Source organism: Streptomyces sp. 2114.4 (assembly GCF_900187385.1).
GTDB lineage: Bacteria > Actinomycetota > Actinomycetes > Streptomycetales > Streptomycetaceae > Streptomyces > Streptomyces mooreae.
The window spans coordinates 6,052,427-6,066,674 of the sequence record NZ_FYEY01000001.1 but is presented as its reverse complement, the minus strand read 5'-3'; the positions used below and the strand labels follow the sequence as shown (position 1 = coordinate 6,066,674).

Sequence of the window (14,248 nt, the reverse complement as noted above, 5' to 3'; positions counted from 1 at the left end):
CAAGCAGACAGAGGCGCGGCGCGGCCGCCGCGGGACGCCGCCGCCCTCTCGGCCCGAGCCCGGCCGCGTGGGGCGAAGTGGCCGCCCGTCACCGCCTGTTGGAGAACATCGACAAGAGGGGGGCAGCGGACGGACGCGGACTGGGTCACAGCCGACCGGGGAGAGGAGCGGGCGAGACACAGTGAGGCGAGGAGGGCAGCGGACGAGTCGCAGCGGGCCGGGGCGGCCGGCGGCGGGACGGAGCGATGCGATCAGCCGGCGAGGGCGGGCGTCCAGGACGGGAGTGGTTCGGTGCCGTCCAGCCACGCCTTTGGCGGGTTGCCGTCGCGGCCGGCGGCGACGATGCCGCCGACGATGGCGCAGGTGGTGTCCACATCGCCGCCCGCCTGAGCGGTGGTCCAGAACGCCCGCTCGTAGTTGCCCAGATGCCGGGCCGCGGCCCAGAGGGTGAACGGCACGGTGTCGTGGGCACTGGTGCGCCGCCCGCAGCCCAGAACGGCGGCGACGGTGCCGGGGTCGGCGTAGTCGAGCATGTCCCGGGCGCGGCGCAGCCCGGCTTGTACGGCGCTGCGCGGGATCAGCTCCAGCACACCGTCCAGCAGCTGTTCGGGACCGGTGTCACGGCTCGGGTCGGCCACCAGGGCGGCAGCGGCGGCGACGGCCATGGCGCCGACGACGGCCTCACGGTGCTGGTGGGTGGTGTAGGCGGAGATCTCCGCCTGGTGGGTGGCCTGCTCGGGGTCGTCGGCGTACCAGGCGCCGAGGGGAGCGATGCGCATGGCCGCTCCGTTGCCCCACGAGCCCTGGCCGTTGAAGAGCTCCGACGCCAGCTCGCGCCAGTCGCCGCCCTCGCGGATCAGCCGCAGCATGCGGTTGACGGCCGGACCGTAGCCACGGTCGAAGTCATGGTGGTCGGCGAAGGAGCGCGCGAGTGCGTCCTGGTCGACCCGGCCATGGGCGGTGAGCACGGCCAGGACGGAACAGGCCATCTCGGTGTCGTCGGTCCACTGCCAGGGAGAAGGGGGCAGCGCGCGGCGCTTGAGCGAGGGGTAATGGGCGGGGACGAAGAACTGGGATCCGAGCGCATCACCCACGGAAAGGCCGCGCAGGCTCGCCAGAGCTCGCGCACAGCGGTCTGCGTCACGGTGGTCGGGGTTCATCGCTGTGCACTCTAACCGGTGACGCCATAAGGCTCGGGTACACACCAGCGCGCGAACGGCCGGTCGAGGGTGTAGCGGCCGTCCGGGCCGAGCAACAGGGTGCGCCATTCCGCGTTGTCCGGATTGGACAGCGACTCGAAGTCGGCCACGGTCCAGTGGAACCAGCGCATACAGAACAGCCGCATGGTGAGACCGTGCGTGACGATGAGGACGTTCGGCGGATGGTCCGGGGCCTCGAAACTGCGCCAGAGGCTCTCCAGGAACGCCCCGACCCGGTCGTAGACATCCGCACCGGACTCGCCCTGGGCGAAGCGGTAGAAGAAGTGGCCGTAGGCGTCGCGGTAGGCCTTCTGCCGTCGTACGTCGTCGCGGTCCTGCCAGTTTCCCCAGTCCTGCTCGCGCAGCCGGGGCTCCTCGCGCACCCGGACCCTGGCCGGGTCGAGGCCGAGCGCCCGGAAGGTCTGGTGAGTGCGGCGGTAGGGCGAGACATAGCCGGAGATCCGTTCCTCACCGAACATCTCGCGCAGCGGGCCACCGGCCTCCTTCGCCTGCCGCAGCCCGCTCTCGGTGAGGGCGAGCGCATGATCGGGCTCCCTCTCGTACACGGTGTCGTCGACGTTCCCCGCCGACTCTCCGTGGCGGATGAGAACGATGCGTCGGGGCCGAGCCATGCCGCCAGCCTAAATCTCCTGCTTTGCACCTGCCGCACACGGCAGGACGGCGACAGCAGGGCGGTCAGCTCCAGCACCACCCCGGCAAGGCCGCGGCGGCACGCAGCGAGCAAGCGCCGCCCACAGGACCTGGCGGTGTCGCGCAACGAAATCCGAGCGGACATACTCCCCCCAAGCAAACGCAACCTTCGTCGCATTACGATGAGAGTGGCACACCGATCCAGCTAACGCAAGAGGAGTTGCAATTGCCTGACGAGACGGAGCACGGAAACCGGCGCGAGTCCGGCGATCCCCCGCCCACCCCCGGCACTCGCCGCCCCGGCGGCCGCACGGCCCGCACCCGCGCCGCCGTCCGCGACGCCGTGCTGGCCGGGCTCACCGAGCACGGCTATCCCGGCTTGACCGTCGAATACGTCGCGGAGCACTCCGGCGTGCACAAAACGACGCTCTACCGGCGCTGGAAGGACGTCGAGGGCCTGGTGGCGGACGCCCTCGACCTTGCGGGCGAGGACAGCTGGGTCCCGCCCGACACCGGCTCCCTGGAAGGCGATCTGCGTGCTCTGGCACGCGAGGTCGTCACTTCCTTCACCGATCCGGCGGTGGCCGCATCGGGCAGCGCGATGATCGCCGCCGCCTTCCAGTCGGAGCGGGCGGCCGTGGCGCTGCGTGACTACTACGCCGAGCGGTTCACGCGCTGCGAGGTCCTCATCGAACGCGCCGTCCGACGCGGCGAATTGCCGGCGGCCCCGGGCGCCGTGCCGGCCCCGCCGGACGCCACACCGTCGGCCACCGCGCCGGCCACCCCCGACACCGCCCCGTCGGACACCGCCCCGCCCGATCCCGCCTCGCCCGCCGCCCCGGAGAGCGCCATCGACGCCGGCGCGCTCGTCCGTTCCGTCTCCGCTCCGCTCTTCTTCCGCCTGTTCATCACCCGGGAGCCGGTGGACGACTCCCTCGCCGACCAGGCCGTGGCAGCCACACTGGCCGCCGCCCGCGCCGGGGCGTTCACCACCGGCACCACGCTCGGCACGCCCCCCGGCGCGACCCCCTGACCGCGCCGTCCCTCACACCGTCCAGGACGGTTCGAGCTGCACCACATCGCCCGCGATCGCCCGGACATCCGCGGCTATCTGGGCCCGCAGTGCCAGCCGCTCCACCCGTTCAGGCCGGTACTTCCCCCGCTCGGCCGCCGACTGCCACAGCGACAGCACCAAGAACTCCTCCCCCGGAGCCCGCCCCAGCATCCCCCGCAGCATTCCCGGCGAACCCGCCATCGCGGGGTTCCAGACCTTCTCCTGCATCAGCATGAAGTGCTCCACCCGGTCCTGGCGCACCTGGCAGTGCGCCAGCCGCAGCACATCCACATCGCCGAACGACGGGCGGAATCCCACCTTGACGTCAAACTCGTGCTCGAACAGTCGCACTTGGGCGTCCTTGTACGTGCCGGCCTGGGCGGCCGCCAACCGGTCGTGCGAGCGCGCCATGAAGGAGTCGTAAAAGGCCCGGCTCTCCCAGAAGGCCACCAGATGCGCGACGCCCTGCCGCCCCCGGCTCCACCCACCGCCCTGCCCTCGAAATCCCGGCTCACCCAGCAGCCCCGCCCATTTCCGCTGCCCCCGTTCGAACCCTCGACGGTCCACAACGGTGAGGCGAATCCACTTGACCAGCACCGCGCCATCGTACGGCCCAAGAGGGGGGCCAGATCACTGCGCGTCACGTTCCGACCGGCCCGAACTTCCTTACGGGCGCGGGCCGATCGCCGTCAGCACGGCACCGCCACCGCTCCACCGCCTCGTCCGCCCCGGCCGCCTGGGACGCCTGCCTTCCCGGTGGGAGCGCACGGAGCAGGGCGCTTTCCGGCCACCCGAACCCAACGCAAAGCACGGGTGACCAGGGTCAGTTCACTCCGCGCGGGGCCCTCCGGGCGTGGCACGATGGTCAGTCGACGGGAAGTCCCGGGAAGGGGGCCGCGGGCCCGCGTGGGCCTGCGCCGCGTCCCCGGGAGATGACGGGAGGGAAGTCCGGTGAACACGTTCAACAAAGGGATTGAGAAGGTCGAGGTAACACTCCAGTGGGACCCCAGCCCCCTCGGAACGCCGGACAATGACCTCGACATCGTCGCGGCGACCTATACGGCGGACGCGCCGCACGGCGAGCCGGCCTATCTGGTGCACTTCGACAGCCGGTCGCCCGACGGGACCATCACCCTCAACCGGGACAGCAGGACCGGCCAGGGCTTCGGCTCCGACGAGATCATGACCCTGGAGCTGGACCGGCTGTCCGAGACCTACACCCGGGTGATCGTGGGGGTCGCCATCCAGCAGGGCGAGGGCCGCAAGGTCTTCGGCGACATTCCGAACACGGTCGTACGGATCCGCGAGGGCTACACCGATCTGGCCGAGAACGACTTCGCCGAGGTCGCGGGTGCCACCGCGGCGACGGTGGCCGAATTCACCCGGGACGGGACGGGACAGTGGCGCCTTCGCCCGGCGCTCCGGGGATTCGACACCGACCCGGCCGGGTTTGCCTCACTGATGGGCCGCTAACGGGAGCGGGCGCAGAGGCCGGAGCCAGGACGCGGGCAAGAACCGCGGCAACGCACGGGAGCACGCACCGCAGCACGAAGGGGAGGGACCGGCGCCGGCCGGTCCCTCCCCTTCCCCCACGGCCTGTCTCAGTCCGAGTTCCGCCTCGGCCCGTCTTCTCAGCCCGAGGCGCGGGCCCGCGCGGAGGGGAAAACCTCCCGCGCGGGCCCGTCACGCTCAGCTGCAGCCGCTGGTCGACCCGCAGCCCTCGCACAGGTAGCAGCTGCCGGCCCGCTGCATCTTCGTCCCGCAGGAGAAGCACAGCGGCGCGTCCGCATTGATGCCCAGCTGCATCTCGACGAGTTCGGCGTTGGTGTGCGCCTGCTTGGGCGCGGGAACTGCGGCCTCCTCGACGACCTGCACCGCCGGGGTGGACTCGGTCACCGGCTCCGTCCGGCGGGGCGCGGACTGGGCCAGGCCCTCGACGTCCACCTCGTCCTCGGAGGGCTCGTACGAACCGGTCTCCAAGTGGCGCTGGCGCTCCTCGACGGAGTGGATGCCGAGCGCCGAACGGGTCTCGAAGGGCAGGAAGTCCAGCGCCAGGCGGCGGAAGATGTAGTCGACGATCGACTGCGCCATCCGCACGTCCGGGTCGTCCGTCATGCCGGCCGGCTCGAAGCGCATGTTGGTGAACTTCGAGACGTAGGTCTCCAGCGGCACGCCGTACTGGAGGCCCACGGACACCGCGATGGAGAAGGCGTCCATCATGCCCGCGAGGGTCGAGCCCTGCTTGGACATCTTCAGGAAGACCTCACCGAGACCGTCGTCCGGGTAGGAGTTGGCGGTCATGTAGCCCTCGGCACCGCCGACCGTGAAGGAGGTGGTGATGCCGGGACGGCCCTTGGGGAGGCGCTTGCGCACCGGGCGGTACTCGACGACCTTCTTCTCGGCGACCGGCTCGGCCTTCTTCTCCTCCTCCTTCTTCTTGGCGGAGAGCGGCTGGCCGACCTTGCAGTTGTCGCGGTAGATCGCGAGCGCCTTCAGGCCGAGCTTCCAGCCCTGGAAGTAGACCTCCTCGATCTCCTCGACGGTGGCCGTCTCCGGGACGTTGACCGTCTTGGAGATCGCACCGGAGAGGAAGGGCTGCGCGGCCGCCATCATGCGCACATGGCCCATGGCGGAGATCGAACGCACGCCCATGGCGCAGTCGAAGACCTCGTAGTGCTCGTGCTTGAGGGCGGGAGCGTCGACGACATTGCCGTGCTCGGCGATGTGGGCGACGATCGCCTCGACCTGCTCGGGCAGGTAGCCGAGCCGCTTGAGCGCCTTGGGGACCGTGTTGTTCACGATCTGCATGGAGCCGCCGCCGACCAGCTTCTTGAACTTGACCAGGGCCAGGTCCGGCTCGACGCCCGTGGTGTCGCAGTCCATCATCAGGCCGATGGTGCCGGTCGGGGCCAGCACGGAGGCCTGCGCGTTGCGGAAGCCGTTCTTCTCGCCGAGGCGCAGCACGTCCTGCCAGGCCTCGGTGGCCGCCGCCCACACCGGGGTGTCCAGGTCGTCCATCCGCACCGCGGTGCCGTTGGCGTCGGAGTGCTGCTTCATGACGCGCTTGTGGGCGTCCGCGTTACGGGCGTAGCCGTCGTACGGGCCGACGACCGCGGCCAGCTCGGCGGAGCGCTTGTACGAGGTGCCCGTCATCAGCGAGGTGATGGCACCGGCCAGCGCGCGGCCGCCGTCGGAGTCGTAGGCGTGGCCGGTGGCCATCAGCAGGGCGCCGAGGTTGGCGTAGCCGATGCCCAGCTGGCGGTAGGCGCGGGTGGTCTCGCCGATCTTCTGGGTGGGGAAGTCGGCGAAGCAGATGGAGATGTCCATCGCGGTGATGACCAGCTCGACGACCTTGGCGAAGCGCTCGGCGTCGAAGGACTGGTTGCCCAGGTCGTCGTCGCGCAGGAACTTCAGGAGGTTGAGCGAGGCGAGGTTGCACGAGGAGTTGTCCAGGTGCATGTACTCGCTGCAGGGGTTGGACGCGGTGATCCGGCCCGACTCCGGCGAGGTGTGCCAGTGGTTGATGGTGTCGTCGTACTGGATGCCGGGGTCGGCGCAGGCCCAGGCGGCCTCCGCCATCTTGCGGAAGAGCCCCTTGGCGTCGACCTCCTCGATGACCTCACCGGTCATCCGGCCGCGCAGCCCGAACTTCGAGCCGGACTCGACGGCCTTCATGAACTCGTCGTTGACCCGGACCGAGTTGTTGGCGTTCTGGTACTGGACGGACGTGATGTCGTCGCCGCCCAGGTCCATGTCGAAGCCCGCGTCGCGCAGCGCGCGGACCTTCTCCTCCTCCTTCACCTTGGTCTCGATGAAGGCCTCGACGTCCGGGTGGTCCACGTCCAGGACGACCATCTTGGCCGCGCGGCGGGTGGCGCCGCCCGACTTGATCGTTCCGGCGGACGCGTCGGCGCCGCGCATGAAGGAGACCGGGCCGGAGGCGTTGCCGCCGGAGGAGAGCAGCTCCTTGGAGGAGCGGATGCGGGAGAGGTTCAGGCCGGCGCCGGAGCCGCCCTTGAAGATCATCCCCTCTTCCTTGTACCAGTCGAGGATCGACTCCATGGAGTCGTCGACGGAGAGGATGAAGCAGGCGCTGACCTGCTGCGGCTGCTGGGTGCCGACGTTGAACCACACCGGCGAGTTGAAGCTGAAGACCTGGTGGAGCAGGGCGTACGCCAGCTCGTGCTCAAAGATCTCGGCGTCCGCCGGGGAGGCGAAGTAACCGTTCTCCTCGCCGCTCTTGCGGTACGTCTTGACCACGCGGTCGATCAGCTGCTTGAGGCTCGCCTCACGGGTCGGGGACCCCACCGCACCACGGAAGTACTTGCTCGTGACGATATTGACCGCGTTCACCGACCAGAATTCGGGGAACTCGACGCCACGCTGCTCGAAGTTGACCGAGCCGTCGCGCCAGTTGGTCATGACGACGTCACGAGACGCCCACTCCACCTCGTCGTACGGATGCACGCCGGGTGTGGTGTGAATGCGCTCGATACGCAGACCCTTGCTCGCCTTGCTGCCCTTGGCGCGGGAGCCTCGTGCCGGGCCGCTCGTCGTCTCTGTCATGCCGCCTCCCTGTATACGGGCAAACGCCCATATGTGCGCACTCATTCCGTGGCACGGTGTATGTCTTTCCGTACCGGGACGCCCTGCTCTCGCCCCGGTAGAGGTCCTGGATGCGCGCCGAGCTCAGTCGGCGGCGGTGGCGGGCACGGGAACGGCCGGGCCGCCGGCCTCCCCGTCGGTCCCGCATTCCTGCCCGGGCGGCCCCTGCTCGCGCTGCTCACGCAGCTCGGCGATGGCCGCCTCGAAATCCTCGAGTGAATCGAAGGCCCGGTAAACGGACGCGAAGCGCAGGTACGCGACGAGGTCGAGTTCCTGCAGCGGGCCCAGTATGGCGAGCCCGACGTCATGGGTGGAGAGCTCGGCGCTGCCGGTGGCGCGCACCGCCTCCTCGACCCGCTGGCCCAGCTTGGCGAGGGCGTCCTCGGTGACCGGGCGCCCCTGGCACGCCTTGCGCACGCCCGCGATGACCTTGTTGCGGCTGAAGGGCTCGGTGACCCCGCTCCGCTTGATCACCATCAGCGACGCCGTCTCGATGGTCGTGAAACGGCGGGAGCAGTCGGGGCACTGACGGCGCCGGCGGATCGCTGTTCCGTCATCGGTGGTGCGGCTGTCGACGACCCGGCTGTCCGGGTGCCTGCAGAAGGGGCAGTGCATGGCTCCACCCTCCTCACCCTCGATATACGGACGTACGTACGCCAACGATCCCGGCGTACGCCAACAACCTCCGACGGTCCGCACGGGCCCTTCGGAGCAGCCTCCAGCATAGGCGATTCCCGACCCCCGGAGGGACCAGGGCACCACAACTTCTGGGTGACCGATCGCATGCAACCACTAGATGTGGTGTCGGGGCGCTTACATCTGCCTACCGCGTGTCGTGGCGGCGACGGGCCGGACGGTCGCCCATGAGAGTACGGGAAGCCACCCGGCCGGCGGCGCGGCGGGGCGGAGATGACAGAATCGGCCGGGTCGCGACGACCGGCTGCCGACCCCCTTCGCGCAACCCCTTCACGCCCCCCGCGACCCCTTCGCGCGTAGACGGCCCCACGCCCCGGACGGCCGGGATATCCGGGCGCCGGCGCCCTGCCGGGCCGGAATCGCCGCTCGGCCATACACCCAGCCGCTCGATCCGGGCAGCCATTCGCCGAATATTTCACTCGAACGTGTGTTTGGCGCAACCTTTCGAAAGCAACTACCGTTGGCTAACTAGGGAGAACATTTCGAGAGGGGCCGACGTGACCACCACCGCAGACAGCGCGACCATCACCGCACAGAGCCACTCCCAGAGCCGGTTCGATCCGCAACAGGCACAGCGGCCGCCGATGGACGACGCCACGTCGGACTCCGAAGAGCAGAAGCCGGCCCGTTCGCTGCCCGGCCGGCCCCCAGGGATCCGGGCCGACAGTTCCGGACTCACCGACCGGCAGCGCAGGGTGATCGAGGTGATCCGGGATTCGGTGCAGCGGCGTGGCTACCCACCGTCCATGCGCGAGATCGGCCAGGCCGTCGGGCTGTCCAGCACCTCGTCCGTCGCCCACCAGCTCATGGCTCTGGAGCGCAAGGGCTTCCTGCGGCGCGACCCGCACCGCCCCCGGGCGTACGAGGTCCGCGGGTCGGACCAGACCACCGCCGCCGCGACGGAGACCGCCGGAAAGCCCGCCGCTTCCTACGTCCCGCTGGTCGGCCGGATCGCCGCCGGTGGCCCGATCCTCGCGGAGGAATCGGTCGAGGATGTTTTCCCGCTCCCCCGCCAGCTCGTCGGCGACGGCGAACTGTTCGTCCTGAAGGTCGTCGGCGACTCCATGATCGAGGCCGCGATCTGCGACGGCGACTGGGTCACGGTCCGCCGCCAGCCGGTTGCCGAGAACGGCGACATCGTGGCCGCCATGCTGGACGGCGAGGCCACCGTCAAGCGCTTCAAGCGCGAGGACGGCCATGTGTGGCTGCTGCCGCACAACTCCGCGTACCAGCCGATCCCCGGCGACGAGGCAACCATTCTCGGCAAGGTGGTGGCGGTGCTGCGCCGCGTCTGACCCGCCCCTCACGACCGGGCCCCGGAACCACTGCGCCGGTTCCGGGGCTTGGTTTTGCCGTCTCCGGTCAGGGAGTGTCCGCTGCCGGCTGTGCCGCTTCGGGTGCGGGCGCCGCCTTTGCCGCCGCGTCGATGGCGGCGAGGGAGCGGCGGACCTGGTTGCGGTCGGTGGTGTACCAGAAGTCGGGCATCGACTTGCGGAGGAAGGAGCCGTACCGGGCCCGCTCCACCCGGGGGTCGAGGACGGCGACCACACCACGGTCGCCGGTGGCGCGGACCAGACGGCCGGCGCCCTGCGCCATCAGCAGCGCGGCATGGGTGGCGGCGACCGCCATGAAGCCATTGCCGCCGGCCTCCTCCACGGCCTTCTGGCGAGCGCTCATCAACGGGTCGTCCGGGCGCGGGAACGGCACCCGGTCCATCACCACCAGCTGGCAGTTCGCACCGGGCACATCGACGCCCTGCCACAGGGACAGCGTGCCGAACAGGCAGGTACGGGCGTCGGAGGCGAAGGCCCGGATCAGCTCGCCCAGCGTCTCCTCGCCCTGGAGCAGGATCGGCACGTCCAGCCGGCCGCGCAGCTCCTCGGCCGCGGCCTGGGCTGCGCGCATGGAGGAGAAGAGGCCGAGGGTGCGGCCGCCGGCGGCCTCGATCAGCTCGGTGAGTTCGTCGAGCATGTCGGTGCGGCTGCCCTCGCGGCCCGGCTGGGCGAGGTGCTTGGCGACGTAGAGGATGCCCTGCTTCGAATAGTCGAATGGGGAGCCGACGTCCAGGCCCTTCCACGGCGGGACGTCCTCGCCTGCCGTGCCCTCGGGGGCCAGGCCCAGGGAGGCCGCGACCCCGTTGAAGTCGCCGCCCAGCTTGAGGGTGGCGGAGGTGAGGGTCACCGAGCGGTCGTCGAAAAGCTTCTCGCGCAGCAGGCCCGAGACGGACAGCGGGGCCACTCGGAGGGACGCGCCGAAGCGGTCGTGGCGTTCGTACCAGACCACGTCGTACTCGGAGCCGTTGGCGATGCGCTCGGCGACGGCGTGGACGTTCTCCAGCGAGGCGAGGGCCTGCTTGCGGACGGCGTCCTCGTCCTGGACCGACTTGTCACGCGTCGAGCCGAGGGCCGAGATGACCGTACGGGCCGCGTCCCGCAGTGCCATCAGGCAGTAGCCGAGATCTTCGGGGATCTCTTCGAGGCGGCCGGGCAGAGCCAGCTCCATCAGGCGCTCGAAGGTCTCCGACGCGGTCTGGAGCTGGTCGGCGGCCTTTTCGTTGACGAGCTTGGCGGCCCGGCGGACGGCACGGTTGACCTGGCCGGGGGTGAGCTCGCCGGTGGCGACGCCGGTGACCCGGGAGACCAGCTCATGGGCCTCGTCGATGATCAGGACCTCGTGCTGCGGGAGGACCGGGGCGCCCTCGATCGCGTCGATGGCAAGCAGCGCGTGGTTGGTGACGACGACATCGGCGAGCTTGGCGCGTTCCCGGGCGGCCTCGGCGAAGCACTCCGCGCCGTAGGCGCACTTCGAGGCGCCCAGGCACTCCCGGGAGGAGACCGAGACCTGGCCCCAGGCCCGGTCGGAGACGCCGGGGGTCAGCGCGTCACGGTCGCCGGTCTCGGTCTCGTCCGCCCAGTCACGCAGCCGCAGCAGGTCCTTGCCGAGCTTGCTGGTCGGCGTCGCCTGCTCGAAGACGTCGAAGAGCCCGTCCTCCTCTTCCTGGGGGACGCCCTCGTGGAGACGGTGCAGGCACAGGTAATTGGAGCGGCCCTTGAGCATGGCGAACTCGGGACGACGGCGCAGCAGCGGATGCAGCGCCTCGACCGTGCGCGGCAGATCACGCTCGACGAGCTGGCGCTGCAGCGCCAGGGTGGCCGTGGCGACCACCACTCTCTCGCCGTGTGCGAGCGCCGGCACCAGATAGCCGAGCGACTTTCCGGTGCCGGTGCCGGCCTGCACCAGCAGATGGGCCTGTTCGTCCACGGCCTCGGCGACGGCCTCGGCCATCGCCACCTGGCCGGGGCGCTCGGTGCCGCCGACGGCGGTGACGGCGGCGTGGAGCAGATCGGGGAGAGAGGGCTTCGTCATAGCGTGGCAAGCCTACGCGGGACCACTGACAACCGGTCCGGTCACGGGTGGTGGAGCGGATTGGGGACGGTGCCGTGCACGGCCGCGTGCGGGCGGTCACGGCGGTCCCGGTAGCCGTCCACATGCAGACGGTTGCGGTTCAGGCACAGCCGCTCGATGCGCGGGGTGAGCAGGTCGAAGGTCTCGTACCGCTCCTTGAGGGCCGGGAAGCGCTCGTGGTGGCGCAGGATCTCTGCCCGTACGAGTGACCAGAACGCGGCCTCGGGGACGTCCAGTTGGTCCGCGCACAGCGGTGCGAGGTAACGGAAGACGCCGACGAACAGGCCGGAGTGGATGAACTGGGTGAGGAAGGAGGGCGGTTCGGTCAGCAGCACCGCCCGTACGTCGTCCGGCATGGAGTCGTGTTCGGGGAGCGGCCGGGAGCTGGTGTTGACGTCGTCGACGAAGTCCTTGACCGCGAGGCGGGTGGGGACGTCGTGCTCGTCGAAGACGACGATGGCGTTCTCGCCGTGCGGGGAGAAGACGGTGCCGTACCGGTAGAGGAAGTGCAGCAGGGGCGGCAGCAGGGCGGCGAACAGCCGGGCCAGCCAGTCGCTCGGGGCCAGCCCCGAGCGGTGCACCAGCTCGGCGGTCAGGGCGCGCCCCTGGGGATCGGTCTGCAGCAGCGCGGCCAGGGTGCGGGCGCGTTCACCGGGGTCCAGATGGCAGCTGACCGGCTCGCGCCAGATGCAGCCCAGCAGCTCCTTGAACTGGTACGGGACGCCGGGGAGCCGGTCGTAGAGGGGGTGCTCGACGGTGACCGAGGCGTTCTCGCCGAGCAGGATGACCCGGGTCTCGTCGCGGAGATAGGGGTCGGCGTCGCGCAGGCCGTGGACCCAGCGGGTGACGGCGGGGGCGGCGAGCGTGCGCTCGGTGGGCAGCCCGCGCCAGACGAGGGTGTTGAGGATGGACAGCGGCAGTTTGACCGTACGGGCCCGGGGGCGGCTGAGGTTGAGGAAGGTACGGATCGACTGCTGCGGCAGGCGGAGGTCGTTGTCAGTGGGCAGCGCGATGATGGATCTGTCGGCGAGCTGCGGGGCGAAGAGCGGGGCGATGGTCTCGTCCCACTGCCAGGGGTGGACGGGGAGGTAGAGGTAGTCGGCGGGGTCGTGGCCCTCGTCGGCGATGGTGCGGGCGAAGGCGTGCCGGGTGGCGGGGGCCAGCTCCTCGCCGTAGAGACGGTCGGGGGTGGCCAGGGTGGGGATACCGCGGTAGTGGGCGATGCTGTGGTGCGCGGCGAGCCAGGGCAGGCGCTGGGGTGTGCGGGCTTCGGGGGCCCAGGTCGCCGCGTCGTGCGCGGAGAAGCCGAGCCGGCCCTTGTTCGCGACGAGCCAGGGGTGGCCGGTCTGGTGGCCTTCGAGGGTGGCGTAGTCCAGATCGGCGAGGTCGGCGGCGCTGACGGCGGTGGCGTCGAGCCGGGTGTCGGCGGCGAGGGTGGCGGTCAGCTCGCGGACGAGGTGGCCGGTGGTGTCGCCGGACAGGCCCAGCACGGTGTCGTGCGCGTGGGTGAGGAAGCGGAAGAGGTCGGCGTCGGGGGTGATCGAATCGGGGTCGACGCGCCAGTGGCCGTAGGCGCCGCGGCGGGCTCTGAAGCGGTAGACCAGGCCGTCGGTGACCGGCAGGCGGTATTGCGGGGTCCCGTCGGGTGCGGTGCCGTCGGCCTCGGGGGTCAGGACTTCCTCGTACGCGAACTCCGCCAGGGTCTTGGCGAACAGTCGGCGCGCGGCGTGCTGCCAGGCGCTGTGCGAAGGCTGGGGCTCGGGCGACAAGGCGGGCTCCTCGAAGCGGGACCGCCCCGGCACGTACGGGGGACAACCGGGGCAGCGGGGGTGGACGGCGGACCGGAACGGGGCCGTCGGCGGACGGCGCCGGGGTCACAGCAGGTGGCGGTGGGCGCGGTCGCGGACCATCAAGGCGGCGCGTTTTCCGGGCAGTTCGATCTCGTCGCCGTAGCGGAATCCGGCGCTCAGAAAGGCAGCGACGGAGGCGGTGTTGCGCAGGTCGGGCTCGGCGAGGACCCGTGCGCACCGCGGCCGGTGGTCGAGTACGAGGTCGGCGACGGCGCGCAGCAGCGTGCCGCCCAGCCCGCGTCCCCGGTCGCCGGCGCCGCCGATGAGCAGATGGATTCCGGTGTCCTCGGGCCGCGCCGGATAGCAGCGGGCGAGGGGGTCCAGATCCGCGCGGTAGATCTCCCAGTAGCTCATCGGGACGCCGGCCAGCACCCCCAGGCAGGGCACGCTGCGGCCGTCGCCGGCGAGCTGGGCGCGCAGATGGGCCGCGGTGGTCTCCGGCGGACCCGCCAGTTCCCAGAAGGCCGCCACCGCCGGATCGTTCATCCAGCCGGTGATCCGGTCGAGATCGCGGGCGAGCCGGACGGGGACGAGTGCGAACGGCCCCGCGGGGGTGTCGGCCGCCCCCCAGCCCGCCAGGTTGTCGAGCAGCGGCCCGGCGGCCGGAGCGTCCGGCGGCGCCTGCGGCCCGCGTCCCCCGGCGAACAGCGCACCGAACTCGAGCGGGAGCTGCAGGTCGAGGGTGTCATCGGAGCTGGAGCCGAGGCCGGAATCGGTGGGTGGCACGGCGACTCTCCTCTCGTGGCCGCGTGCCGCGTGGCCTGGTGGGTCGCGAGGCGCCGGGGACG

11 protein-coding genes are annotated in these 14,248 nt (G+C 70.9%); 3 read left to right on the top strand and 8 right to left on the bottom strand.

The window, feature by feature from the left end:
• Positions 1–251: 251 nt before the first annotated feature.
• On the bottom strand, positions 252–1,160 hold the full coding sequence (locus tag CFW40_RS26755; protein WP_088800421.1) for an ADP-ribosylglycohydrolase family protein: 909 nt from the start codon (positions 1,158–1,160) through the stop codon (positions 252–254).
• Positions 1,161–1,171: 11 nt separating this feature from the next.
• On the bottom strand, positions 1,172–1,831 hold the full coding sequence (locus CFW40_RS26750; RefSeq protein ID WP_088800420.1) for a histidine phosphatase family protein: 660 nt from the start codon (positions 1,829–1,831) through the stop codon (positions 1,172–1,174).
• 245 nt (positions 1,832–2,076) lie between these two features.
• Between CFW40_RS26750 and CFW40_RS26745 the strand changes: the two genes are divergently transcribed.
• Positions 2,077–2,883 (top strand): TetR/AcrR family transcriptional regulator, encoded by an 807-nt coding sequence (locus CFW40_RS26745; protein WP_088800419.1) that lies wholly within the window; start codon positions 2,077–2,079, stop codon positions 2,881–2,883.
• A 12-nt stretch (positions 2,884–2,895) separates the two neighbouring features.
• Here the strand turns inward: CFW40_RS26745 and CFW40_RS26740 are convergent, their stop codons facing one another.
• Positions 2,896–3,501 carry a YdbC family protein gene (locus CFW40_RS26740; RefSeq protein WP_088800418.1) on the bottom strand — a complete coding sequence of 202 codons (606 nt, stop codon included), beginning with the start codon at positions 3,499–3,501 and terminating at the stop codon, positions 2,896–2,898.
• 354 nt (positions 3,502–3,855) lie between these two features.
• Here CFW40_RS26740 and CFW40_RS26735 point away from each other — a divergent pair, with 354 nt between their 5' ends.
• Positions 3,856–4,377 carry a TerD family protein gene (locus tag CFW40_RS26735; protein ID WP_088800417.1) on the top strand — a complete coding sequence of 174 codons (522 nt, stop codon included), beginning with the start codon at positions 3,856–3,858 and terminating at the stop codon, positions 4,375–4,377.
• A gap of 216 nt (positions 4,378–4,593) precedes the next feature.
• Here the strand turns inward: CFW40_RS26735 and CFW40_RS26730 are convergent, their stop codons facing one another.
• Positions 4,594–7,470, bottom strand: a complete 2,877-nt coding sequence (locus tag CFW40_RS26730) for a vitamin B12-dependent ribonucleotide reductase (protein WP_088800416.1) — start codon at positions 7,468–7,470, stop codon at positions 4,594–4,596.
• Positions 7,471–7,593: 123 nt separating this feature from the next.
• The gene (gene nrdR, locus CFW40_RS26725) at positions 7,594–8,124 is read right to left on the bottom strand and encodes a transcriptional regulator NrdR (protein ID WP_018092899.1); all 531 of its coding nucleotides are present in this window, start codon (positions 8,122–8,124) and stop codon (positions 7,594–7,596) included.
• A 578-nt stretch (positions 8,125–8,702) separates the two neighbouring features.
• Between nrdR and lexA the strand changes: the two genes are divergently transcribed.
• A complete protein-coding gene (lexA, locus tag CFW40_RS26720; protein WP_088800415.1) occupies positions 8,703–9,500 on the top strand; it encodes a transcriptional repressor LexA in 798 nt (265 codons plus the stop codon).
• A gap of 67 nt (positions 9,501–9,567) precedes the next feature.
• Here the strand turns inward: lexA and CFW40_RS26715 are convergent, their stop codons facing one another.
• From CFW40_RS26715 to CFW40_RS26705, 3 genes are all read right to left on the bottom strand, one after another.
• Positions 9,568–11,571 carry an ATP-dependent DNA helicase gene (locus CFW40_RS26715; protein ID WP_088800414.1) on the bottom strand — a complete coding sequence of 668 codons (2,004 nt, stop codon included), beginning with the start codon at positions 11,569–11,571 and terminating at the stop codon, positions 9,568–9,570.
• Between the two features lie 41 nt (positions 11,572–11,612).
• Positions 11,613–13,379, bottom strand: a complete 1,767-nt coding sequence (locus CFW40_RS26710) for an IucA/IucC family siderophore biosynthesis protein (protein ID WP_088800413.1) — start codon at positions 13,377–13,379, stop codon at positions 11,613–11,615.
• A gap of 105 nt (positions 13,380–13,484) precedes the next feature.
• Entirely contained in the window at positions 13,485–14,186 is a 702-nt protein-coding gene (locus CFW40_RS26705) for a GNAT family N-acetyltransferase (protein WP_088800412.1), read from the bottom strand.
• Between the last annotated feature and the right edge of the window lie 62 nt (positions 14,187–14,248).

Excerpts from the sequence above, each read along its gene's own strand:
- CFW40_RS26755 (WP_088800421.1), bottom strand. The coding sequence starts at position 1,160 with ATGAACCCCGACCACCGTGACGCAGACCGCTGTGCGCGAGCTCTGGCG.
- CFW40_RS26750 (WP_088800420.1), bottom strand. The coding sequence starts at position 1,831 with ATGGCTCGGCCCCGACGCATCGTTCTCATCCGCCACGGAGAGTCGGCG.
- CFW40_RS26730 (WP_088800416.1), bottom strand. The coding sequence starts at position 7,470 with ATGACAGAGACGACGAGCGGCCCGGCACGAGGCTCCCGCGCCAAGGGC.
- nrdR (WP_018092899.1), bottom strand. The coding sequence starts at position 8,124 with ATGCACTGCCCCTTCTGCAGGCACCCGGACAGCCGGGTCGTCGACAGC.
- CFW40_RS26715 (WP_088800414.1), bottom strand. The coding sequence starts at position 11,571 with ATGACGAAGCCCTCTCTCCCCGATCTGCTCCACGCCGCCGTCACCGCC.